Origin of the sequence: Candidatus Filomicrobium marinum, from assembly GCF_000981545.1 — a bacterium.
GTDB classification, from domain to species: Bacteria; Pseudomonadota; Alphaproteobacteria; order Rhizobiales; family Hyphomicrobiaceae; genus Filomicrobium; species Filomicrobium insigne.
In genome coordinates, this window is the sequence record NZ_LN829119.1 from 2915553 (window position 1) to 2939877 (window position 24325).

Consider the following 24325-nt stretch of genomic DNA (forward strand, 5'->3'; position numbering starts at 1 on the left):
ATCAGCCCCACAAATCGGGAGACGCGGGCGTGATCCAACCATCGCGAATGGCAAGTCCGTGCGGCCGGTCTTCGGCCAGGAGCAAGGGGCCATCGAGATCGACCCAATCTGCCCCTTGCGCAAGGATCAGGGCAGGAGCCACGGCCAACGACGTCGCCACCATTGATCCGACCATAATCTTGAAACGCTTTGCGCGGGCGGCATCTCGCATCGTCAACGCTTCGGTAAGTCCCCCGGCCTTGTCGAGTTTGATATTGACCGCGTCGTAGCATCCGACAAGTCGGCCGAGATCGGAAGATGTCAGCGCGCTTTCATCAGCGCAAACAGCCACGGGTCGTTGAACCTGGCTCAGAACGTTATCGCGACCCGCTGGCAACGGCTGCTCGATCAACTCAACGCCGACATCCGCCGCAACGGCCATCAAGCCGGAGAGCGCGTCAACAGCCCATCCCTCGTTCGCATCGATGATCATGCGGGCGTCAGGTCGAGCGTCACGCACGGCGCGCATGCGCTCAGCGTCACCATCTGCACCCAACTTGAGCTTGAGAATATTCAGATGCGCCACGCGTCGGGCTTGCTCCGCCATCGCAGACGGGCTGTCCAGCGACAGCGTGTAGGCTGTCTCCACCGGCCGAACCTCGGGCACGCCAGCCAATTCGGAGACAGCAACGCCCGCACGTTTGGCTTCAAAATCCCAGAAAGCACAATCTAACGCATTACGCGCTGCGCCCGCTGGCATCGCGGATTGTAGCTCTTCGCGACTGCGAGCATGACACGACTTGATCAGATTAAGTGATGCTTCGACGTCTTCTCCGTAGCGCGCATAAGGCACGGCCTCACCGCGCCCGCAGACCTCGCCGTCACTAATATGGGCAACGATGACACGCGCTTCGGTTTTAGCGCCGCGTGAGATGACGAATGCTTGCGCAAGCCGCCAATCCTCTGCTGCGGCATCAATGCGAAGCTTGCCATTGTCCGCCATGAGGCTAGGAAATCCGAATTGGGCCCAGCTGAAGCAGAGACGCGATTACGGCAACGGACTTAACCCAGCCGCCCGCTCGCATGACCAAGGAATAGATACACCCGTCCCATCTCAGAGACGAGATGACTTTGCAAAAGCCGCCCGCTGGGATCACGCTGTTCGGCGTCGCGCAGCGTGCGCTCGAAGTCTACCAGGAACCGGCTCACGGCTTGCTGTAGCTCCGCGTCGGAATGGTAGCGGCGAGACAGCTCATCGAATGCAGACCGCGCAGCGCCATTGTACATGCTCGGTACCATGATGCCACGCTGGCCGGCGCGCAAACGTTGCCAGATGGCTGACGCGGTTGCCGGGTCGATTGCGTGCACCATCAGTTCGACATCTGGAAGCACAGGGCCACTGCGAGGTGCGACCGGGGCAGCCTCATGAGGTGCGCTAGCTTCTTCTTCTACCGAAGCGCGCTTGAGCAGATCTCCTAGAGCCCAGCGATCGCCCCCAGCATCATACTGTGAAGGCGAAGAACCTGTAGCTACGGGGAGGTTTGCACCACCGCCTTGCCGGGCAGGACCGCCAGGCTGTTGCGAATGGCCCTGAGCCGGGGTATGCGCGGTTTGAACTTGTGATTGCATTTCTCGCGCGAGGCTCGACGTAAGGCTCGAAAGTTGGCGCTCTGAAGCGAGCCGACGTTCTCCCCCAGCTTCACCGGGCCGGGCAGCATTTTGCGGTGTCGAGACGTCGCGCTGAGAGGCTTCCCGCGTCGTGAGCTGAGACAATTGCTCGAGGGCACGCAGCTGGTCTTGCAGCGCCCGGCGCATAGCCTCTGCACTCTCTTTTGTGCTCGTGGGAATGCTGGCGAGTTCCGCTTGTAAACGCGCCTGTTCTTCCTCAATAGCCTGCGTGGCTTGCTGCGCGCGTTCCCGCAATTTTTCGGAACTCACATCGAACTGCGTTGACAGGTTGCCGAGATGGGAGGTGACTTCGCGAGAGACTGTCGAAAAGCGCTTGCGAAGGTCCTGCAGCGCGCGCGTGCTTTCTGCGTCGGCTTCGGCCTTGAAGCGCCGAATGTCCTCCATGGCAGCGCGCTGTTGGGTCTCCGTACCCTTGCGCAATTGCTCCGCAGTTTCTCGGGCGCGGGCATCGGCTTCATTGAGTGAGCCGACGAGCGTCGTCGAGTAGCCTTCGATGAAGTTGGAGAATTCGTCAGCTTTCCCTGATAGACGGTCGAGCGTATCGGAAAGCTCCGTGTGCCGCAGCTGCAGCGTGGAATCGATCTTGTGGTTCGCACTCTCCAACGCATTGGCCGCACGCATAATGGATTGGCCCTGGTTTTCGAACCGATTGGTAACCGTGTTGATCTGGCCGAGCAGATTCTCCGATACGTTCTTGAGGAGATCCGACTGGTTCGCGAGCCCCTCGATCGCCTTGAGAGACTGGCGCGTGATGTTCTCGCTCGAACGGCGAACAGCGTTAATGCCTTGGGCCAACGAGTCGTCGAAGTCGGCCGATTGCCGGGAGATCGTTTCGCGGAACGTTTTGGCGTGCGCATCGAGCGCAGTTGTCAGTGCATGAGCACGTTCACCCACCGCCTCGTCGATGGCTGACGTACTGCGCATGACGGACTCGTCAAACAAGCGCAGGCGCTCATTGAACGCATTGTCCAATGCGCGTGTACGTTGAACAAGCTGCGTGTCGAGGGCCTGGGCGCGATTTGAAAGCGTCGTGTCCAGCGCACGCGCGTATTCCTCAAACACCGCCTGGAGATTGTCGGTCCTTGTCGCAATCGACTCGTCGAGCGATGACATGTAATCGTCGAAAGCCTGCTGCATCTGCTCAGTACGCGAGCCCAACGCGGCAGCAAGACCAGCCGTGTAGTCCTCCAGCATACCCTGCATTTTTTGGCTGGTGTCGCCGAGGGTACTGCCGAGCTTGTCCGTATGATGCTCCAACGCGCCGCGGATTTCCTCCGAACGCGTGCCCAACGTGGCTCCAAGCTCCTTGGAGTGCTCTGCGAGAACTTCCTGAAGCTGCTCCGTTCGTGACGTCAGCGCGCTATCAAGAGCGGTCGTATACTGACCGATGACACCCTTAACTTCTTCTGCACGGGCACCAAGCGAAGTTTCCAACTTGCCTGCACTTTGGGCCAGGGACGATTCGAGACTCGTCAGGTTTTCTCCTGCACCCTGGATGATCGAAGCAAGCTTTGTCTGCTGTGCCGAAAGGCTCTCAATCAGAGCTGGAACCTCAGAACCCAGGGCCCGCAAGGTCACCGCAAAGTCGTCCCCCGTGCGAACAAGCGCACCGCGCTCGCTGGACAACTCGTTGATCAAACCACGAATTTTCTGTTCGTTCTCTTCGTAAGAGCGCTCCAGAGCCGTAACTTCGTTATGGACAAGCGCTTCCAATTCACCAGCGCGGCCCAGAGCACGGCTCACGGCGTCGTTCATGAAGGAGACCTGCCGGCGCACAGCCTGCCCCAACGACGCCACCGATTGCTCAGCCATGCGGTCGGGTTCGGCAAGCCGCACCGCCACTTCCGCCATGGTTGAGGAGCGCAAACGCAATTCCTCTGAGCGCCACGCCAAAAGCGCGAGGAACCAGATTACGGCGATCGGAACCGCTACAGCCGTAAGCATCAGGAAGGTTGTGGGCTTGGAGAGCACGCGCAGCAGCGTCTCACCTTGGTCAAGGTCTGCTGACAGCGTCAACCAAAGGAACGCCGTTCCCAACACGACCCATACGACACTTGCGATGGTCGCGTACTTGAAGGGCTTTGATGATGGCGTCTGCTGGAGTGCGAAGATAAGCCCGCCGATAGACGGCGCATCATCGTTGGCCGCCATACGGCCACGGACGGGACCAGCGGGGCGCCGGCGCGCAGCACGCCGGCGAGGAGCCGTCTCCGGATCCTCCCGCTTTGGCGCAGCCGAGCTGGATGCGTCAGGCGCATCCTGGAGTGGCGGCGGAAGCGGCGGCTTCGCCGGCGCGTCGTCGCCCTCGGATGGAGAATTCTTTGGCAGAGATGTTTCGGATTTCGCCGCCGCTGCGGAAACTGAATTGGTCATAGGCGAGTCGGAAACATCCTTAGTTTCACCGGGGTTGAACTCCCCGGTTGGAATGGGCAGAGGCGGCGGCAGGGATACGGCAGTATTGCCAACCGTAGCCGAACTCACCGTAGCCAATCGCGCCTCTAGGCTTGATGAGCGTGGTTTGCCGGCGTCGGCCTTTGCCGCGCCTGAACCCTTGAGGTTATTTTGCTTGTCTTTTGCCATCCGCCCGTCCGAATGGAATCGCAGTCCCTCAGCAATCCCTCACGAAGCAGGATAGTCAATCAGCCAGACAGGCTCAAACAGCTTGTCGTGGTTGTACGCAGACGAATCTCGCCGTGCACCTGAAGAACGCCCCACTCACACACCCCGTTAAAGTTTGAGTCTAGGAGGAATTTTGGGCAAAACCAAGATTATCCACGACTCCTTGGAGCAGACCCACAGTTAATGAAATCTACACCAGAGCACCCAAAATTGCGCAATCTCGTTTACCAGAAGTTACCAAACACGCGGCATGCTCCTCTAAATTGATGGTCCGCTTGAAGGCCTCCCAACCCTGCACCGAAGTGGAAGCGAATGAGAGGCCGAGCGTCTATGTCTCCTTTGGATGACACACCCTCCCCAGCGATAGATCTCGCATTTTTGCAGCGTTACACGCTCGGCGATGCAGATCTTCAAAAAGAAATACTTGAGTTGTTTGCTGCACAACTCGAAACATCTCTCGGCAAACTGAAAAGTGCCGAAACGGCGCAGGAGTGGCTACGCGCCGCCCATACCTTGAAAGGTTCGGCACGGACGGTCGGTGCTGGATCACTTGCAGATTCCGCTCAAGCCGCTGAATCGATTTCTGACCCTTCCGATCCGGACAGTCGCCATAAAGCCTTCGTGGTCATCGAGCGCGAGGCTCAAGCCGTTGCGGCCTTCCTCAGCGCACATAGACCGTAAAAATCACACCGCTCAGCAGCGCGCCATGCCGCCGCGCCGGCCGTCGTTGGACTTGATGTCAGGGCCATCGGCCGTTAAGTGTGGAACAAGTCTTCCCAAGCTTATTTGCGCTGTTACCCGTCCGCTGGTTGCGTGTGGCGACAGGAGCGGCGCGCATCCGTGTGATCCTCAGTCTTAAACCGAATGGAGCCCGTGCCCGGTTATGGCGAAAATTACGTTCATCCAGCCCGATGGCAGCACTCAGGTCGTCGAGGCGACGCCGGGAACCACGGTGATGGAGGCAGCCAAACTGAACGGCGTGCCTGGAATTGAGGCTGAATGCGGTGGAGCCTGCGCCTGCGCGACCTGCCATGTCTACGTTTCTGACGATTGGCGCGAGCAGGTTGGCGCACCTTCGGAGATGGAAGAGGATATGCTCGACTTCGCCTTCGATGTCCGCGAGTCGAGCCGCCTGAGCTGTCAAATAAAGGTGACGGATGCATTGGATGGACTTGTGCTTTCTGTCCCCGCCAAGCAATTTTGATCTCATCTGCGATGTGACACCGGGGCGCCCTGCTTCGCTAGGCTATTGAAGAGAACGAGCAAGACATGGCTGCAATTGATACGTCGGCCGCGAACGAATTGATCGAAACCGATGTCGTGATCATCGGCGCTGGTCCGGTCGGCCTGTTTGCGGTTTTCGAGCTCGGACTTCTCGACATTCGTGCGCATGTCATCGACATCCTGGACAAGCCCGGAGGACAGTGTGCCGAGCTATATCCGGAAAAGCCAATTTACGACATTCCTGCCCTTCCGATCGTTACCGGGCAGGAGTTGACCGACCGTCTGCTTGAGCAGATCAAGCCGTTCGAACCGACCTTCCATTTCGGTCAGCGCATCGACGAGCTAACGCGTCAGCCCGATGGGCGCTTCTTACTTAAGACGGATATCGGCAATCGCTTTCTCGCCAAGGTGGTCGTTATCGCCGCTGGTGGCGGGTCCTTCACGCCTAAGCGCCCGCCACTGGAAGGGATCGAAGGCTATGAAGGAACATCCGTCCACTACTCTGTTCGCCGAATGGAGGACTTCCGCGACCGCAAGATTCTCATCGTTGGCGGCGGAGATTCTGCGCTCGACTGGACCCTAAACCTTCAGCCGATCGCGAAAAGCCTGACGCTTTTGCATCGGCGCGACGAATTCCGCGGCGCGCCGCATTCGGTCGCCAAAATGCGCGAGCTGGTGGCCGGCGATCAAATGCAGCTGCGAATTGGACAGGTCACCGCGTTACAAGGCAGCGGCGGCCGGCTTGAAGGCGTCACAATCAAAACCAAGGAAGGCGAAGGACGTCTCGACGTCGATACGATGCTGCCCTTCTTCGGTTTGACGATGAAGCTCGGTCCCATTGCGGACTGGGGCCTCAATCTCGAAGAAAACCTTATTCCGGTTGATACGGAAAAGTTCGAGACGAACGAGCCGGGCATCTTCGCCATCGGCGATATCAACTCCTATCCGGGCAAACTGAAGCTGATCCTGTCCGGCTTCCACGAAGCCGCGTTGATGGCACAGCAAGCACACCACATCATCTACCCGGATAAGAAGCTGCTGTTCCAATACACCACATCGTCCTCCAGCCTTCAGAAGAAGCTCGGTGTGCGCTAAAGGGCCAGCCCCGTACGAGCCCGCTCCGTACTAAGTCGGCAGTTCCGGAAAATATCCCGGGTAACGGTTTATTTTTGTCCACTCAAAACAAAGCTATTAGTCAAATTCGCTCGCACTGGTGGGCATCCGCGTCTACGTGAACTACTTGTGGAAGGGACGAACGAGTTCTTTCCGAAGACGGATCACGCGGTTCATGGTCTTTGCAAACAGAACAATCGGCGATGCGATGCCAGCCTACGATGCGGTCGTCATCGGTTCTGGCTACGGCGGCGGCGTCGCCGCATCCCGCCTCGCGCGCATGGGGCTGCGCGTGGCGATCCTGGAACAGGGGCGGCTTTGGCGTCCCGGCGACTTTCCGATCACGGCCAAGGCGCGGCGCAAGACGACACGGTTAACAGGCCGCGCACCGAGACTCGGTGATCCCACGGGCCTGTACTACCTCTCCGTTGGTAAAGGACTGACCGTGTTCGGCGCATCTGGGCTCGGCGGTGGATCGCTGATCAACGCCGGCGTTGTTCTGCGACCCGATCTGAACAGATTGCGTAAGGCCGGCTGGCCTGAGGCGGTCATCGGCGACGGACTTCTGCGCGAAGGGCTTTCCAGAGCAGAGACGATGCTGGGCGTCGCGCCAGTCCCTCATCCGCAGCGCTTTGCCAAATATGCCGGGATGCGCCGGGCGGCCGAAGCTGTCGGCTGCAAGGTTCAGTTGCCGCCCATGACGATCTCGCATCGTCCCGGACCGAACGCTGCGGGCGTCATGCAGTACGCCTGCAAGTACTGCGGAGACTGCTGGTCGGGGTGCAACGTAGGTGCGAAGAACACGGTTGGCATCACCTACATTGCCGATGCGGTGGACCATGGAGCGACGGTCCTTTGCGAGAGCCGTGTCCAGATGATCTCCAAGGCAGCAAACGGCTGGGCGGTCGTTGTCCAGGATCTGTCCGGCGAAAACGCTTGCGCGCCCAGGCGCATCGAGGCGCCGATCGTCGTTCTCGCTGCCGGCACGCTGGGCACCACGGAATTGCTTTTGCGCGCGCAGGAGCATGGCCTCAAACTTTCGACAAAGCTGGGTGAGAATTTTTCAGCGAACGGAGACGACCTCGTCATCGCGAGCGGACTTGACGAACCGGTCAATGCCATTGCCACGGGCTTCCCGTCTCAGGCCCCGCGTGGAGCCGCAACGGTTGGGCCTCACAGCATGGCGCTGATCGATCTCGGCGACGAAGATGGGCCGTTGTGGATTCACGACGGTACCATGTTGACCGTCATGGCCGGGCTCGCCCCCGTCAAGAATTTGCTGCAACTGAACATCACGCGTGCCCGTAAGCTTCTCAAGGACGGCATTTACGGCAACGAAATGAGCCGGACACAGCTCCTCTACGTCGTCGCGCATGACGACGCCAGCGGCCGCCTGAAACTTCAAAACGACCGCGTAATCGTCGACTGGCCAGGCTACAGCAGCGCACCGGAACGCCAAAGAGCGGAGCAGAAGGTCAAGGCGTTGATCGAAGGCGTCGGAGGCGTATTCAGCCCCAATCCGTTTACGATGAGGGCTTTCGGCGGCAACCGGATCATAGCCCACCCCCTCGGCGGATGTGGAATGGGTGACACGGTGGAGAACGGCGTCGTCGCACACGACGGTCGGGTATTTGACCCGGCAAAGGGACCCACAGGTGTTCACGATGGGCTTTACGTATGCGACGGCGCAGCCGCCCCATCCGCGATCGGCGTCAGCCCGCTCTTGACGATTACCGCGCTGGCGGAACGCGCGATGATATTGGTTGCCGAACGCCTCCAGAGAAAGCTCGACGTCACATCCGCACCGCTGCGTCCACTCCGCGATGCCGCGATGTAGGGAGTGCCGCTCCTAGCACCCGTTTGACTCACGTATAATCCAACGGTTATACGTCAATCCATAACCGCTGAGTTATGGATATCAATGTCGAACGCTCCCGACCAGCTCTTCAAAACGCTCGCCGATCCGACGCGGCGGGCCATCTTCGAGCGGTTGTGCCGCAACGGAGAGCAGACCGTCGGGGCCCTGACGGCACACGCGGGAATCTCACAACCGGCCGTCTCAAAGCATCTTGCAATCCTGAAGCAGGCCGGCCTGGTGCATGACCGCCATGAAGGCCGCCAAACGCATTACAGCGCCCAGGTTGAAGCGTTGGCCCCACTGATCGACTGGACAAGCCAGATGGCTGGATTCTGGGAGAGCCGGTTCGACGACCTCGAAGACTTACTGAGAAGGATGGATCAATGACCGAAACGCGTTCTGTCGCTGTCGAACGTGAGATCCCCCATCCGCCGGAAAAGATCTGGCGCGCGCTCACGCAACCGCACCTGATTGAGGAATGGCTCATGAAGAACGACTTCAAGCCGGTCGTTGGTCACCAGTTCAATCTTCGCGGGGACTGGGGCGGGGTGCTGGACTGCGAAGTCCTCGCCATCGAGCCGAACAAGGCGTTGTCATACACCTGGAATTTTGCGCACGACGATGCGGCCTACAATCTCAAGAGCGTGGTGACCTTTACACTCACACCCACGAGCTCAGGCACACTCCTGCGCATGGAGCAGTCGGGCTTCCGGCCGGATCAGAAGCAGGCTTTCGGCGGCGCTCAAGCGGGGTGGCAGCAGTTCTTCGCGAACTTGGAGCAAGTTTTGGCGAGGACGGACTGAAGTCCGTTGGCTTGAAATGAATGCCGCCGCCAAACAGGTGCCTCACAATCAAAAGGAGCTTCGCATGACCCGGAACAATTGGATTCGGCAATTTCATCGCTGGGTGTCCATCATCTTCACGGCGACCGTCATCGCCAACTTCGTCGCCGTGGGGCTAAGCGAACCTCCCGCCTTCGTGGTCTACGCGCCGCTGCCGCCGCTGTTCCTGCTCCTTTTGACCGGCCTGTATATGTTCGTGGCTCCGTATGCCGCCAAGTGGCGCCGCGAAGGGCAAACCGTCGGGCAGGGATGATCGCGGATGGCTGACAAGACACCCAAAAAATCAGCGACGGCCGCGAAGAAGCCCGCAGCCAAGAAAACGACCAAACCGCCCAAGGCGATGCCGAAACCGAAGCCCGGCGAAGTCGTCCTGCTGTCAGGCGGCAATCCTCAAATCGCCAAGGGCTATGGTGATGCGCCCGTCCAGGCCTACATCGCAGCGATGCCGGAATGGAAAAGCGAGGTTGGCCGCCGTCTCGACTCACTCATAGAAAGCGCCGTCCCCAACGTCAGCAAGGCCGTCAAATGGAACTCACCCTTCTATGGTCTTGAAGACAACGGTTGGTTCCTCAGCTTCCACTGCTTCACGAAATACATCAAAGTGGCGTTCTTCCGCGGCGCATCGCTGAAGCCCGTGCCGCCGGGCACATCCAAGCAAAAGGACGTGCGCTATCTCGACATCTACGAGCACGACGAACTCGACGAAACCCAATTCGCGGATTGGGTGAAACAAGCGAGTAAATTGCCGGGGGAGAAGATGTGAGGGATAACGCGCAAGGCATGCGCGGCAAGAAAGGGGCTTAAGTATGGCAGACGCGAGTGGGTTCCGTGTCAGGCTACTTGTGCGTACCGCAAAGGGTTTCACGACAGAGGCCACGAGCTTAAATCTCGTAGTGGCAAATAAGGAAGTCACTATAACCTCGCAAAACAAAGACGAGCCACTAAACAGATCGCGGTGGATTGTTCTAAGCGTGCGCGGGTTCTCGAAAGAACATCACGCAAGACAGTTTGGAGGCCGGTTGCGTTCTATTGTGCAACTTGCGGCTCTATCGACGCGATTAGGCGTCGATGTTGGCGAAGACAAAGCCACATCCTGGATTAGCGAAGAATTTGCCCGATCAAAGGGAATAATACAGGAACACGAACGCGTCGCGCCAAATGTGCACGGTCTCGCGATATTACCAGACGATGACAATACTCGGATTCCAACGATCAGTATCCGAGGAACAGTGACAGCAGATCCCAAGCATTTCCTGTCGGCACTTCAGGACTTAGACCAAAATGTCAGCATTGACTTTGGGGATGCAAGAAACGCCGTGCGCTTGCTGAATTTCGCACTGATGACTTCGGAACCTCTGTCACAGATGGTTCTGGCTTTTTCTGCCGTCGAAGAACTGAGCCAGAACGAAAAATGGAGCGTGGCACAACGTGACCTAATTCAGAAATTGGCTATCTCCGCCCAGACATCTCAGAAAGGAACCGCGGATGAGCGCGCGGAAGTAGCTCGGGCAATTCAGACCGGGCTCTTCCGGTTGAGCTTACGTCAAGGTGTTAAGCGTTTACTAGCAGGCCTTGGGCAAAATCACTTACGAAAGGAGTGGGATAGGCTGTATAATATTAGAAGTGCTCTCTTTCACGGAACCAGTCGCTTGTCGGATACTGAGATACACCAAGCAGCGCTTGATACCGTGACACTTTGTGGAATGATCACGCTCCGGATCGTTTGTAGGGAAGGCACACGAATTCCCTCCATTGCCGGAACGCATTTCAATATAAGCATTCCCAAAAGTGATGAACCACGTGAATAGCCGATAGACGACGTCAGCCACTGGTACCGGCCGGCTCCCTTCGTGCAGGTGAACGAAAAAAACGACTGCTGCTGTGAGGAAATGAATTCCCCCACACCCTCCCCCTCCCAACTCATCGACGCAAAAATCGAAGCTCTCGATGATTGGCGCGGCGCGATGCTCGCGCGGGTGCGCAGCGTCATCAAAAAGGCCGATCCCGAAATCGTCGAAGAGGTGAAATGGCGGAAGCCGTCGAACCCGAATGGCGTTCCAGTGTGGGAGCACGCGGGCATCATCTGCACCGGCGAAACCTATAAGGACAAAGTGAAGTTGACCTTCGCCAAGGGCGCGTCGTTGGACGACCCGTCAGGCCTCTTCAACGCCAGCCTCGAAGGCAATGCGAGGCGTGCCATCGATATCCACGAAGGCGACAAGATTGACGAAAAGGCACTGAGGGCACTCATTCGCGCCGCCGTGGCGCTAAACACGTCCCACGCTAATTCTCGACCTGCCGGCACGCAAAAGAAGAAAAAAGGCGTATAAGGAGCGTAACGAAACACTCTACCTCCAAAGCCGCAGGACGATGCAAAGTCGCGATCCCGGACAATCAGCACCTGACAATTCTTCCGGAGTAGGCACTTGGGACCGCCTCACGGATAACCTCGGTAATGATCTGATTGCTTACGGAATGTTTGCGCTGATGTTCCTGATCATTCTCGCGGGCACGGCGGCCGATCACTACGGAGTGACATCGAAGGCCGAAACCGTAAAAAGCGATCTGGCAGCCCTGCCGGATGCAGTCGGACAGCCATCAGGCACACGGGCCGTGCTAACAGGAACGATCGCGCGTGATGAAGAACCGATATTCCAGCACTTTGTCGCCTACGTGGAAGAGTCCTACCACGGTGGTGGCAGACACCAAACCAGAACCTGGCAAGAAGAAACCAGCTGGAAAAAGACATTCCGCATCGACACATCCACTGGGGCAATGCGCCTTGCGCGACCCAACTACACTTTCTCGCCCCGCGTAAGTTGGTCAAACGATCCCGTGATTTCGGAATGGGACCACACCCAAGCAAGAACAACGGAACCTCCGGGAACGTGGACCCGTGCACGACGCTTTCGCGGTTTTGTGCCTGGCGGTCCCGTGATCGCTGTTGGTACCGTGACGCCTGACGGCACACTCGACGCCGAGTATCTGATCGGTGAAACGCTTGAAAATGTGGAGGAGCGCATTGTTTCCGCTGCGAGCGGTGAAGCCACGAATACGTCGTACTGGCTCGCGCTCATCAGCATCATCGGCTTGGGTCTATCTGTCGGACTCTTTCTCCGCGATCGCGTCAAAAAGGTCTTAGGTCCCGAGTAACTGAACATCTCCAGATCTGCCGAGCAGTGGCCCGTGCAAAGCTGACTTCACGCCGCAACTGGACACTGTGACCATTGAAGTCACAGTGTCCCGACTCTGCCTCACTGAATCGCAAGACTGGGAATCGCATCCATCTTCTTGATCGCCGGCGGCGTCCATTCACCCGTCAGTGCTTTCGTCTTCGGCGCATACAGACGCATCGTCAGGTTGAACGGCCCTTCTGGTGCCGGCAGCCAGTTTGCTTCCTTGTCCTTGCCGGGGTTCTCGCGCTGGAAATACAGATCGAGAGATCCATCGGCATTCCGCTGCAATGGCATCCAGCTCGAAATGGCGAACCTATTTAGACTGTTGGCGACCTGAAAGCCCTCCTTGTCGTAAAGGGTTACTGACCAGAACGCATCGACCGGCGGGATATCCGCCTTGTCGAAATGCAGAACGTAGGCGTTACTGCCGTCGAGGGGCTTGCCCTCGCTATCGCCCAGGCTGAGCGGATAGATCGCATCCTCCGGCACATTGGCGCCGAGACCGAGCTGAGCCACGATTGCGCGCTTCAGGTAGTAATTCCCATAGACGCCCATCGTGTCAGTGTTCAACGACCAATGATTGGCTACCCGGGCAAGCGTCGGCAACTTCCAATCCATCAACTGCCGTGCAGCCTTCGGAGCGTTCTCCAACGCCGTTCTGATGACGGGATCAACGTTCGCAATGTCGAAGCTCTTGCCGGGTTCGATACCCAGCCGTTTCATCCGCGCCAGGATCGGCTGGTCCGTGCCATGGGGTGGGTTTTCCTTCAGCAGCTCGGCAGCATAGGCAAAGTACTTGCCGGCGGGCATCGTATCGACCTGCTCCTTTGGCGGCGTTTTCATGTCGACGCTTTGATCGATCTTATGTTCCGGCACTTTTGTCTCTCTGCCCCACTGCGTCAGAGGCGTGACCTTAAAGCCGTCCTGAATTTTGTGGACGGCCTCGTAATCCGAGGGGCCGTCCGTCTTGGTGCGTCCGATGACCCAGACATGAGGCGTCAGCGCGTCGATCCGCTGCGTGCCTTCCGGCAGCTTGAATTCTTCCGCAAACCGATCCCGCAGATCCGGCCGCCACCCTGGCGGTGCAATGAGGAAATTTGCAGCTTCGGTGCCTGTGGTCCGCCAACCCGGCGATGCAAACACGTCCGTCCACATATCGAGCATGGGAAGCAGGTAATAACGGCCGTCGGTATCTGGAACCGATATAACGACGGGCTCCTTGCTGAGATCGAGCCATGCGCTGGAATAAAGCGTATCGAAATTGGGCCGCACGACGCCCCTGTCTTCCGCTTTAGGATACGCGCGGACGTTCGCGAACCAGTTAGGCGGTCCACCATACGATCCGGAGTCAGGCTTCAGGTTCGTCAATTGCTTGCGCGTAACGTCCATCGTGACGATGGGATAAAAATAAATGTAGGCGTTAGTCGCGATCGCGTTGGCTTCATCCTCAGTGATCGATTGCGATTTTGCTGAGGCGTTGCCCGTAGCAACCAGAGAAAAAATGAGAGCTGCCAAAACGTAATTGGCCACGGACGTCGACGTCATAAGTCCATCCTCCGTATTTGCCAGGCCACTAGAAATGATGGGTCTTCGCGCCGCAACCATAGGCGGCATGCGCAACGCGAGCACGGGCTAGCGGCAGGTATGGCTAACAACGTCCATTAGATACAGAGTAAGAACGCCTAATCGTTGCTGGACGTAACAACGTATTGGGCGGGTAATGCCGTGTTACGGACACCGACGTTTGCGGAATATTGGGCGATCCCTTAAGCGAACCGAGCAAGCGCCGGATGCAGCTTTGCGACCCGGGCTCGAACGCCCGGTGGAATTGAGTTCACGAGCGTCTTGAGGCGCGGGCGGCCCCAGCCGAGATATCCATTGACCCAGAGATAGCCGCGAAGACTTGAAGCCTTCGCATAGTCGTTCATGTCAACCACACCATCGGCCCAGTCCAGCTTGTGCTGCTCGCAGGGGCCCATGAAGTCATAACGCTCATAGCCAAACTCTTTGCAGAGCCGCAGATTATCTTCCGTCATCAGCAGCCCAGGGCTTTGCTTGTCGTAGTCGCTGTTGAACACAACGATATGGCCGCTGACGTTGTCTTTGCTCGCGAAGGAAATCTCTCCCGCAACGAGCTCGTCGCCACAGGTAAGCGCGATGACACGGCAACCCGTAGAATACCCGCCAACCCCTTCGGCAACGTCGGCGAAGAACGCTGTCGTCCGCTGATCTGACAGCCCGCTCGAAACGATGCCTTTTTCCTTGAGCCAACGATGCTTCATCTCAATGATGCGCTCCGTCAGCACGCGCGCCTCGGCGCCGTCGTAATGAAACGCGTGATTGACAACGCCTTTCTCTTCCAGCTGCCGCAGCGAGCGCCGGCGCTTTTTCCGATGACGGGACGAATAACGTTCCGCGTAAGCATCAAAGCTGTCCGCGCTCGCCAGATCGACGTAAGGCGCCGAATCCTGTCGCGTAACCTGTACACCGAGCTTCTTTAGAAGCGGCGTGATGGTGCCGTCGTCGCGCACCCGTCCAAGCGAGATGAAATCCGCGCTCACTTCCCGACGCAGATAGTCCCAGCCCATCTCCAGCAATTCGAGATCATCGGAAGACTTCTCGGCGAGCACATCGCCATACTGAGATACGGGCGCTCCGAGCCAGGTCAGATTGGTCATTCCGAAAACACGCTGGCGCACCATGGGCCAGACCATCACAAGCCGTCCGAACCGACGTCCCGTCAGGATGCACAGCTCCGTGCCGGAGCCTTCACCAAGGAAGTGATTGCACCAGTTCCAACACCAGCCAAAAGAAAGAAACGGATTGCTGAAGGCCCCGGAGCGGTCATAGAGCTCCGCCCATTCCTCAGCCAGCGCATCAAATTCGGCGCGGTCCGTAACAAGTTCGAGCAAGAGACTTGCCTCATACTGTGGTGCGCCTTTGCGCTGTCCTTTGCGATTGTGGCACCTCGACCCGAGGCAGGAGCCGTTCTGCAGATTACGGCAACTTTCACAAGTTCGCGTAAAGATCGGGCTATCGGCGCGATCGAAATTAGAGGAGCCGAAAAAGCTGTCTGCGGAAGCGAAGGCGTACATGGGGGCTGTCCGTATTACTTTGGAACATCTGCCCATGAACCCGGCAAACTTCATGCCGTCGCGTCACGCGTACACACAACCCGGAAAGGAAACGCCGTGCAGCCGCTGGGGTGCGCTAGATATGAGCGATTTCCAAGAGGCTCAGCAGCACAAGCAACCCGGCGAGTACGCTCAGCACCAGCCGGCCACGGGCAGTCTCTGCCGCGCGTTGGAGGACCAAGAGCGCGAAGATCGCGCTAGCCGAGATGAAGTTAATAAGGATTAAGCCCGTAGGCCCGATGCCACGCCAGCCAACACCCTCGGCGTAAGATGCCGCAGCAACACCAAGAAGCAGCGCGCCGAGAAGGCGCGGCCAAAAACCCGTTTGAGGCTTAGGAAGTCCCAGTATGCGACAGGCCGTCAGCGGCAGCAGCAGCAACACAGCCCCGCCCGTCGCCTTCAGCAGAGTTTCCAGCCACAGTAATTGCTGCAAAAGTCCCTCGCGCCCAATTCGACGGGTTCGCTAAGAGTAGAGCCGAGCGAGATGCGCGCCAGCAAATAGCAATGCAATTAGGGAAGCTTGTCGCGCTGGCTCTCCCACCAGCTCTCAGAGCCAAATGATGGGCCGCTATCGACGGTATCGCCGTCAAAGAACCCGCCCAGAAAACCCTGCTCCTCGGCCCTTGCAACCTGTTGAGGCGGTGCAGAATAATCTCCCGCGAGATGCCGTGCGAGATCCGTCTTGATCTGCGCCGTCCGGGTGGCATTGCAGTAATTGGGGTCAGCTGCCGCGGCTTTCCCGACGCCGTTGTAACCCGTCTCGTAGATCACCTCGAGCCGGCCAAGATCCGTGACTTGAACGCCCTGTGCGGCTTCATACGCGAGGTAATTCGACTTCAAGGCCGCAGCATCAAAGTTATAGCCGCATTTGGACGCCCGGGCTGACAGGCTCCCTACCTGCAGTGCGCGTGCTGTTGGGTCATTGCTGACTTGGGGCGCAGCCGCTGCGGCTTTCTGATCATCGCCACCAATCAGTGAGCCCGTGGTCACGCCACCTGCGGAGGAACAGGCTGCAAGCCCGAGCACGAGAAATGCGCTCATCACCAACCGAGCAGACATGGGAGGTCCTCCGAGAATTTTAGGCGTCGCAAAGGTTTGCCCTAGCTCCTTGAAGGCGTCAATGAGTATGGGCGAACAAGCCACGAACCTTCCCCAGAATCGCCATTTCAGAGGGCTGAGAAGTAACTTTTCGTTACGTAAAGTTGCGACACGGTCACCGCATCAACTCGCGGATAGCCCGTTCCAAGCCATCCAGATTAAGGGGATACATGTGTCCCCCCATTAGCTGCCGGACCATTTTGATGGACGGCGTCCAATCCCAAACATCTTCGCTTACAGGGTTGAGCCAAACACAGCTGGGAAAGGTATCCCGGACACGTTGAAGCCAGACGGCGCCAGCTTCCGGGTTCATATGCTCAACAGAGCCGCCGGCGATACTGACCTCGTACGGGCTCATCGAGGCATCTCCGACGAAGATCACTTTGTAGTCCGAAGGATAAGTATGAAGCACGTCCCACGTTGGTGTGCGCTCCGTCCAACGACGTTCGTTGTCCCGCCAAACAAACTCGTAAGGACAATTGTGGAAGTAGTAGTACTCAAGATGTTTGAACTCGCTCCGGGCGGCTGAAAACAGTTCCTCGGCGCCTTGGACGTGCCAGTCCATAGACCCGCCGACGTCAAAAAGCATCAGTACCTTGATTGCGTTGCGGCGCTCCGGGCGCAACCGAACATCGATATAGCCCTTATCGGCGCTGTGGCGGATCGTGCTTTCAAGATCGAGTTCTTCCGCAGCGCCCGCGCGAGCAAACTGGCGCAACTTCCTGAGCGCCACCTTGATGTTCCGGGTCCCAAGTTCCCGCGTGTCATCGAAATCGCGAAACTCGCGCTTATCCCAGACCTTGACGGCACGAAAATTCCTGTTGCCCTTCTGACCAATTCTAACGCCGGCGGGATTATACCCATCCGCGCCGAACGGTGACTTACCTCCGGTCCCAATCCACTTCGAGCCGCCGGAATGACGTCCCTTTTGTTCGGCCAGCCGCTTGCGCAGCTCCTCCATAATCTTTTCCCAGCCACCGAGCGCCTCGATCTGGGCTTTCTCTTCCTCGGTAAAGTAACGTTCCGCTTGAGATCGCAACCACTCTTCCGGGATCTCGGTTTCAGTCACGCCGTCAGACAATGTCTCCAAGCCTTTGAAGGTTTGTCCGAAGACCTGGTCAAAGCGATCGAGATGGCGCTCGTCTTTCACGAGAGTTGCTCTCGCCAAATAATAGAAATCCTCCACCCGCCGACCGGCAAGATCAGCCGCGAGAGCCTCCATCAAAGTGAGGTACTCGCGCAAAGTGACGGGCACCTTTGCTGCCTTGAGTTGATGGAAGAAGTCTACGAACACGAGCTATCGCACCTTGCCATACAAAACTGAGAACGCATCAAGAATACAGGGTATCGACCCCTATCACAAAACAAAGAAGCCGCCCAAATGAGCGGCTTCTCGTTTATGTATAGCTGCGTGTCTAGGATCAGAAGTTGATCAGAGCACCCGCGCCAACGTAGTGGAAGTCGTCGTAGGAAACGCCCGAGTTATCATCATACTCGAGGTTGCGATACTTGACCCACAGAGACATAGCGGCGGCGTCGATCTCTTGAACAACGCCCAGGCCCCAGACATCGAGACCGGAGTCAGACGGGATACCGAAACCAGCTACGCCAGGGTCAGCTACGAAGCGTGTACCATCTGCTTCGTTGTTCAGGTATTCACCATAAAGCACGGTGTGGCCAAGTGCGTGCCATTTCCGACGCAGACCGGCCTTGACGTACCAAGTCTGTGAATCTCCGCTGAATTCACTCGAGTCCAGGTATCCGTAGTTACCCAGCACGAACAGGCCAGAAGAGATATCTTGAACGTAGAGACCAGCCTGGAAGTAACGCGTCGTCTCGTTGTTGAGAGCGCCCATATCCATGTCGGTCGTTTCGTTGTAGCCGATGGCGGCAGCCAACTTAAGGCGACCATGCTCGCCCGCGTAACGCGCAGCGACATCCCACATGTCATCTTCGCCCCAGGATGCCGAAGCCGAGAAGCCGGCGAAGGTCGGCGTATCGTAGCGAACGACGTTCCGGGGAATACCGTTACAGTCACCCCAGGCACCACCCATGCCGGCGCAGGGCCCAGCAGCACCCCACGTAACGTCAGTAAGATTACCGGCACCGTCACGGATGAAGAAGCTGTTGACGTCGAAGGCCACCCAGTTGGCTGGAACCAGCGAACCGGAGCCGTCAACCAGAATTGCGAGGTTGTCGGTCGCCTGAGATTGAAGACCGACGCCCAATTTACCGAGCCGTTCGCTCTTCAAGAACCAGTAGGACTGAAGAACCTGAGCATCCTGCGGGCGACCGGTGAGAGCCGCCGGGCCGTTGTCGACATTTTGGCTGATCGTCAAACTGTCGCTGGAAATCGCTTCGATGTGCAGCACATAACCAGCGCTCCACTCAGAGTTGATCTGAGCGCCGCCAGTGAACTTAAAGTGCGAACCCAGCGTGGTGCCGAGGTCGTGGACGTAAGTGTTGGATTCCAAACCGTCGTCCCAGAACATCACCTGCTGTCCGACCCAGCCGGAAATCGTAAGGGACACCTTGCGGTTGCCTTTACGGGCTGTCGTGGCCTCGAGTTCAGCAATGCGCTCCTCAAGATCGGCGCAGCAGTCTCCCCCAAGGTCTGCAGCCGACGCGCTCGGCGTCAGCCAGCCTATTAACAGGCCGGCGGCCACCAGGGCGCTCAGACTAAATTTATTCATTGACCGTCTCCTAGTCAGCGTTGGCTTCAAGATGGCGGACGCCGAATACACAAACGCAAAACTATGCCGCGCTCTCGTAACGCGGCATCCAAATCAATCTAAAGATGGCAATACCGCTTGCCCGGAGGTTGGTTGATTCTCATTCCCGCCACAAACAATGAGTGGTGAATTAAATCGCCGGTGGATGAAATAGTGGCAAGGCAGCAACATAACGTTTGAGGAGTTTCACCAGTCGCTTCAAACGAAAATCACGCAACGCGTTGGCGCCGAAGGAAAAAGAGAAAACCAACCGGCAACATCAACGACAGACTCAAATCGGTTAAGAGTTGGGTAATAAATGCGGAATGCTGTGCAAAATATGAGCATGGCGTATGCCGCAGAAGGTGCTTGAACGTCCTGAAAAGCCGAAAAGTGATGCACAAATGCACACCTCGGCATGTGAGCACGGAAACAAGGACGTCATGCAGGCCAGCTAACGAGAGTGTCTCTTACGACAGAACGCACTGCGCGCACATGCGAATAGCGCAGCGCTATGACGGATCTCGCTTCGAATAAAGAAATGGAACTGCACAACTCCGACGCCGAACATAAGGATCGTATGGATCGCTCACGTTCCGAGCAGCGTGACAATCGAGCTTGCATGGGGAAACCGTGAGCCCGCGCCATAAAACAATCACCGCGCTCTAAAATAGAAAGAAGCGGTCCCCAAAATCTGGGAACCGCTTCAACGTTATTCGCTTCTGGTGGTTTGCGCTCTGATTAGAAGGAGATCAGAGCACCTGCACCGACGTAGTGGAAGTCATCGTAACCGACACCCGAGTTATCATCATACTCAAGGTTACGATACTTGACCCAGACTGACATCGCAGCTGCGTCGATCTCCTGCACGACACCCAGACCCCAGACATCGAGTTCTGAACTCGTGGCGTTAAAGCCAGCAAAAGGATCCTTGATAAGGCCGCCTGCTAGATCATCAGCCTGATTGTTCAGGTATTCGCCGTAGAAGACCGTGTGGCCAAGCGAGTTAAAGCGCGTGCGCCAACCAGCTTTGACGTACCAAGTTTCGGATTCTTCAGCAAAGTCTTCGGACTCGAGATATCCGTAGTTGCCGAGAACAAACAAACCTGAAGGCATGTGCTGCAAATAAAGGCCGGCCTGGAAATAGCTCAGCGTCTCATTGTTACCAGCACCCATGCCCGCATCGGTAACTTGGTTATAGGCAGCAGTTGCAGCGATCTTTACGCCGCTGAATTCGCCGGCGTAGCGGATGGCAACATCCCAGAAGTCATCTTCGCCCCAGGAAGCAGACGCCGAGAAGCCGCCGAATACGGGCGTGTCGTAGCGAACGGAATTCGTTGTCAGGCCGTTGCAGTCACCCCAAGCGCCGCCCATGCCATGGCAAGGACCGGCCGCACCCCAGGTAACGTCCGTAAGGTTGCCAGCGCTATCGCGGATGAAGAAGCTGTTGACGTCGAACGCCACCCAGTTCGCCGGAACCAGTGAGCCCGAACCGTCCACGAGGATCGCCGCGTTGTCAGAGGCCTGAGATTGCTGACCGACAGACAGCTTACCCAGACGCTCACTCTTCAAGAACCAGTAGGACTGAAGAAGCTGCGCGCTGTTGCCGAGAACCGAGCCTCCCGTGTTGGGAACGTCCTGGCTGACACCCAAGCTGTCATTCGAAATCGCTTCGATGTGCAGCACGTAACCGGCGCTCCACTCTGACGAAATTTGTGCTTGGCCAGTGAACTTGAAATGAGAACCCAGCGTGGTGCCCAGGTCTGTTACGTAGGTGTTGGATTCTACACCGTCGTCCCAGAACATCACCTGCTGCCCGACCCAGCCGGAGACTGTGAGCGACACCTTGCGGTTACCCTTGCGGGCCGTGGTCGCTTCGAGTTCTGCAACACGCTCTTCGAGGTCTGCACAGCAGTCTCCCCCAAGATCTGCCGCGGATGCGCTGCCGGATGTCAGGCCGCCTGCCAGAAGGCCGGCTGCGACCAGCGCGCCTAAGCTAAACTTATGCATTTACCTTCTCCCGTCTACTCTACTCTTAAGCGCGGAGCACGCGATGCAACGCAACCCAAGGTCCCAAAGCGATGTGAGGCTTCCTCCCAACACAATCACCGCTCGCCCACGACTTATGCAGAATAATGACAATGAGGAAATAGGCGCCTACTATTTGTAAGCCTGAATGATTCGCCTCAGTTGCACACAAGTCACGCTTGTCGTGAGGGTGTACCATTTAGGAAAATCAGGCCACGGCGACCAAAAGTTTAGTCTTCCCCCTGACTGTCGCGGTTTTTGGATGTGCCCTTTGCGCCGAAGGCCGGTCGTAGCTCTGGAAAAGCCTCATAAAAAATGTGACGAGCCCGCGGCGGCTTGGTTTCGGTAAAGGGAACCGGTCGACAGACTGAAATCGCCGCAACCCCAAGCCGTGCTGTCATGGCGCCATTAAAGGCACCTTCCCCCAATTTCCGAGATATCCGGCGAAGCATATCCTGCCCGAGCACTTGACCCCAAAGGTCATCGGTCAAGGCGATCACGCCCGTCGCCGCCATATGCCCGATAATCCAGCCAAACAAACGCAGGCCCCCGAAAAACCCTGGACGCCCCCCGTAAGCGCCCGCCAGCCGCCGCACCATGCGAAGGTTTTCAAAAAGTACGAACCCCACAACGATAAACCCGATCGGAACAAGAGCCGTTACAGCCCCGACGCGGCGCGCGGATTCATACACAAGCCGGCGGGCTTGAGCGTCTGGCCGAGCGAGAAGAACCCGCTCCCCTAAGCTAAGCAAGGCTCCCGGTGCCCGCATGTGACGTTCTTCTTCGCGAAACCGCCGAACATCCCAGCGGCCGTCTCGCGACCGCGCCACGTGGGTCTTCAGGCTTTGGACAACGCGTCGCTCCATCGCCGCGTCGCGCGTGCGCAAAGCCGTTTCCGCATCGCGGCGCAATCGCGCCAGACGCGCCATGCGGAAAAATCCAATGAGCTCTCTAAGAATGAGTGCTGTTGCCGCTAGCGCTGCCAAAGACGCAAGTCCAAGCGCGAGCCAGCCAACCCAATCGTCTCTCGCCAGGGTGGCGGTGACAAAGTCCGTTACCCAAAGCGTGGCGGCGAGAAGCCCGAGGCTCACAAGCGAGCCCAGCAACAAGGTTCCCCAGCCAAGGCTCCTACGCGTCGTCGTCCGAAGTGAAGAAACGCTGGTGTCACCGGCATCCGTGTTTGTCGCATCTGAAGGCGCCCCGCCGGCATCGCTTTGCCTTTGCGGAATCTCTTCTGTAACGATGAAATCGGGATCGTCGGGGTCGAAGGCTTGTGGCTTTCGTCCTCCGCGTGCACCACCGGTCATGGCAAATGATCCTCGAACAAGAACGCAAAAGCCTTATCTAGCCCAATGTGCGGCCAGGCGCTTACCTGGGCTCCGGCTTCCCGACACTCAAGCGTCGGCGGCCTGAATTTTACGAACCCAAAATGTTCCGGGCGGGCCCGATCCTCATCAAAAGCGTCAAGCGCATCTTCCGGGAGGTCACCGGGAAATACGACGGCGCCGCGTGAACCATCGAACGTTCTCCCACCAATCCGCTCGCCAGCTTCCGGTATCCCACGCACTCCAAAAAGGTGCTCCCCTTGAATGTCCTTATGAACATCGGTTGTCGCCTGCAGAGCGGCCAAAGCAATACACTGGAAAGCACTTCCCGCTGCTTCCGCGCGCTTTGCAGCCCGAGAGACCGAGTTGGAAAGAATATCTTCCAATTGCCTATGAGCGTTGCGGTGCACGTGATCGGCTTTTGTTGCGGCGAAGGCGATGCGATCAATACGTCGCCCCAGGATATAGGCCAGCCAACTCTCCGAACGCGGACGTATGGCACGCATAACGCCTTCAAGGCCGTCTTCGAGGGCGCGTAACCCTTCTGCCCCCCCGTTTAAAGCACTGAGCACATCGACAAGGACGATCTGACGGTCGATCCGGCTGAAGTGTGCTTCAAAAAACGGTTTGACGATATTCTTGCGATAGCTGGCAAAACGCCTTTCGAGTAGCGCCAGGAGGCTTTCAGACTCAACCGCGCCGCCTTCCGTCTTCGTGGGAAAGAACGTGAGCTGTGGCGACCCCTCAAGATCCCCCGGCAAAAGAAAACGACCAGGGCCAAGTCCAGCACAGGGCGTGCCTGAATTTCGCGCCGACTGAAGAAATTGAGTGTAAAGTTCCGCGCCTCGGATCGCCACTTGCTCATCCGCAACGCCTTCCGGATCAACGGTCGACAGAAATTCCAGAAACGGCTTGGCCAAGGCGGAAAAGACCGGCCGCTGAACCGTATAAAGCGCGTGTTGGGACCACTCTTGATAGGATTGGTCCAGCAGCGCCAGATCAATCAGCCATTCACCCGGATAATCGACGATGTCGATATGCAACCGTTGAGAAAGTCCGAGAAACTCGAATAGACCGCCGCGCGAAGGCCACTCCAACGTAAGCCGCAGTTCACTGATACGGCGCGTACTTTGCGGCCAATGAGGCGGTTCACTCTGAAGCGCATTGAGGTGATCCTCATACTGGAAGCGCGGGACATCGTCGTCCGGTTGCGGCTCAAGATAGGCGCGAAATCCTTCGATACCGGAGAGCCGAGCGAAAGGTGGATTGGCACCACCCTCACAGAGACATTTGACGAGGGCCGTGATGAAAACGGTCTTACCCGCACGCGAAAGCCCGGTCACACCCAACCGCAGAGTGGGCGTGATCAAGTCGCCAACATACGCACCGGCGTGCTCTAGCGTGAAACGGGTGTCTCGGGAAATTTGGGGGAGTCTCAATAGAAGGCCTCGCTCATACCTCCCCATAAGTCGCTAATGTCGTGACGCAGTGCAAGATCCAGCGACGGATATGCACTACAACGCACGTTC

General features: G+C 57.7%; 22 protein-coding genes. 11 read left to right on the plus strand and 11 right to left on the minus strand.

The genetic code is table 11. The annotated features are described in order from the left end of the window. Position 1: 1 nt before the first annotated feature. Positions 2 to 982 (minus strand): N-acetyl-D-Glu racemase DgcA, encoded by a 981-nt coding sequence (gene dgcA, locus YBN1229_RS13640; protein ID WP_046478710.1) that lies wholly within the window; start codon positions 980 to 982, stop codon positions 2 to 4. Between the two features lie 59 nt (positions 983 to 1041). Continuing rightward, entirely contained in the window at positions 1042 to 4248 is a 3207-nt protein-coding gene (locus tag YBN1229_RS13645) for an apolipoprotein A1/A4/E domain-containing protein (protein ID WP_052743941.1), read from the minus strand. Positions 4249 to 4617: 369 nt separating this feature from the next. On the opposite strand from YBN1229_RS13645, the gene YBN1229_RS13650 reads away from it, so the two are divergent. From YBN1229_RS13650 to YBN1229_RS13700, 11 genes are all read left to right on the plus strand, one after another. Then, the gene (locus tag YBN1229_RS13650; RefSeq protein WP_046478707.1) at positions 4618 to 4968 is read left to right on the plus strand and encodes an Hpt domain-containing protein; all 351 of its coding nucleotides are present in this window, start codon (positions 4618 to 4620) and stop codon (positions 4966 to 4968) included. 202 nt (positions 4969 to 5170) lie between these two features. Continuing rightward, complete coding sequence (locus YBN1229_RS13655; RefSeq protein WP_046478704.1) at positions 5171 to 5491, plus strand: 2Fe-2S iron-sulfur cluster-binding protein; 321 nt, start codon at positions 5171 to 5173, stop codon at positions 5489 to 5491. 65 nt (positions 5492 to 5556) lie between these two features. Continuing rightward, complete coding sequence (locus YBN1229_RS13660; protein WP_046478702.1) at positions 5557 to 6606, plus strand: NAD(P)/FAD-dependent oxidoreductase; 1050 nt, start codon at positions 5557 to 5559, stop codon at positions 6604 to 6606. A 193-nt stretch (positions 6607 to 6799) separates the two neighbouring features. Further along, entirely contained in the window at positions 6800 to 8461 is a 1662-nt protein-coding gene (locus tag YBN1229_RS13665) for a GMC family oxidoreductase N-terminal domain-containing protein (protein WP_046478700.1), read from the plus strand. A gap of 84 nt (positions 8462 to 8545) precedes the next feature. Further along, the gene (locus YBN1229_RS13670; protein ID WP_046478698.1) at positions 8546 to 8869 is read left to right on the plus strand and encodes an ArsR/SmtB family transcription factor; all 324 of its coding nucleotides are present in this window, start codon (positions 8546 to 8548) and stop codon (positions 8867 to 8869) included. Further along, positions 8866 to 9285, plus strand: a complete 420-nt coding sequence (locus YBN1229_RS13675) for an SRPBCC family protein (RefSeq protein ID WP_046478696.1) — start codon at positions 8866 to 8868, stop codon at positions 9283 to 9285. Before YBN1229_RS13670 ends, YBN1229_RS13675 begins: the two co-directional genes overlap by 4 nt. 64 nt (positions 9286 to 9349) lie before the next feature. Next, on the plus strand, positions 9350 to 9577 hold the full coding sequence (locus tag YBN1229_RS13680; protein WP_046480491.1) for a hypothetical protein: 228 nt from the start codon (positions 9350 to 9352) through the stop codon (positions 9575 to 9577). A 6-nt stretch (positions 9578 to 9583) separates the two neighbouring features. Further along, positions 9584 to 10087: a DUF1801 domain-containing protein gene (locus YBN1229_RS13685; RefSeq protein WP_046478694.1), complete on the plus strand. Its 504-nt coding sequence runs from the start codon at positions 9584 to 9586 to the stop codon at positions 10085 to 10087. Between the two features lie 256 nt (positions 10088 to 10343). Beyond that, positions 10344 to 11132, plus strand: a complete 789-nt coding sequence (locus YBN1229_RS13690; protein WP_152025006.1) for a hypothetical protein — start codon at positions 10344 to 10346, stop codon at positions 11130 to 11132. 81 nt (positions 11133 to 11213) lie between these two features. Then, a complete protein-coding gene (locus tag YBN1229_RS13695; RefSeq protein ID WP_046478690.1) occupies positions 11214 to 11654 on the plus strand; it encodes a DUF1801 domain-containing protein in 441 nt (146 codons plus the stop codon). Between the two features lie 40 nt (positions 11655 to 11694). After that, a complete protein-coding gene (locus YBN1229_RS13700) occupies positions 11695 to 12477 on the plus strand; it encodes a hypothetical protein (protein ID WP_046478687.1) in 783 nt (260 codons plus the stop codon). A 101-nt stretch (positions 12478 to 12578) separates the two neighbouring features. Here the strand turns inward: YBN1229_RS13700 and YBN1229_RS13705 are convergent, their stop codons facing one another. The 9 genes from YBN1229_RS13705 to YBN1229_RS13745 all read right to left on the minus strand — a co-directional run bounded on the left by YBN1229_RS13705 (position 12579) and on the right by YBN1229_RS13745 (position 24235). Then, on the minus strand, positions 12579 to 14045 hold the full coding sequence (locus YBN1229_RS13705) for a DUF1254 domain-containing protein (RefSeq protein WP_046480489.1): 1467 nt from the start codon (positions 14043 to 14045) through the stop codon (positions 12579 to 12581). A gap of 221 nt (positions 14046 to 14266) precedes the next feature. Further along, on the minus strand, positions 14267 to 15595 hold the full coding sequence (locus YBN1229_RS13710) for a GNAT family N-acetyltransferase (protein ID WP_052743942.1): 1329 nt from the start codon (positions 15593 to 15595) through the stop codon (positions 14267 to 14269). A gap of 115 nt (positions 15596 to 15710) precedes the next feature. Then, positions 15711 to 16067, minus strand: a complete 357-nt coding sequence (locus YBN1229_RS13715) for a hypothetical protein (protein WP_046478686.1) — start codon at positions 16065 to 16067, stop codon at positions 15711 to 15713. 77 nt (positions 16068 to 16144) lie between these two features. Beyond that, positions 16145 to 16693: a hypothetical protein gene (locus tag YBN1229_RS13720; RefSeq protein WP_052743943.1), complete on the minus strand. Its 549-nt coding sequence runs from the start codon at positions 16691 to 16693 to the stop codon at positions 16145 to 16147. A 154-nt stretch (positions 16694 to 16847) separates the two neighbouring features. Next, on the minus strand, positions 16848 to 18026 hold the full coding sequence (locus YBN1229_RS13725; protein WP_046478684.1) for a vWA domain-containing protein: 1179 nt from the start codon (positions 18024 to 18026) through the stop codon (positions 16848 to 16850). Between the two features lie 127 nt (positions 18027 to 18153). Then, positions 18154 to 19425 (minus strand): porin, encoded by a 1272-nt coding sequence (locus YBN1229_RS13730; RefSeq protein WP_046478682.1) that lies wholly within the window; start codon positions 19423 to 19425, stop codon positions 18154 to 18156. Positions 19426 to 20184: 759 nt separating this feature from the next. Beyond that, the gene (locus tag YBN1229_RS13735; RefSeq protein WP_046478679.1) at positions 20185 to 21453 is read right to left on the minus strand and encodes a porin; all 1269 of its coding nucleotides are present in this window, start codon (positions 21451 to 21453) and stop codon (positions 20185 to 20187) included. Positions 21454 to 21701: 248 nt separating this feature from the next. After that, entirely contained in the window at positions 21702 to 22778 is a 1077-nt protein-coding gene (locus YBN1229_RS13740) for a TIGR01620 family protein (protein ID WP_046478676.1), read from the minus strand. Further along, on the minus strand, positions 22775 to 24235 hold the full coding sequence (locus YBN1229_RS13745; protein ID WP_244464927.1) for a YcjX family protein: 1461 nt from the start codon (positions 24233 to 24235) through the stop codon (positions 22775 to 22777). The genes YBN1229_RS13740 and YBN1229_RS13745 overlap by 4 nt, the downstream gene beginning before the upstream one ends. Positions 24236 to 24325 lie beyond the last annotated feature (90 nt).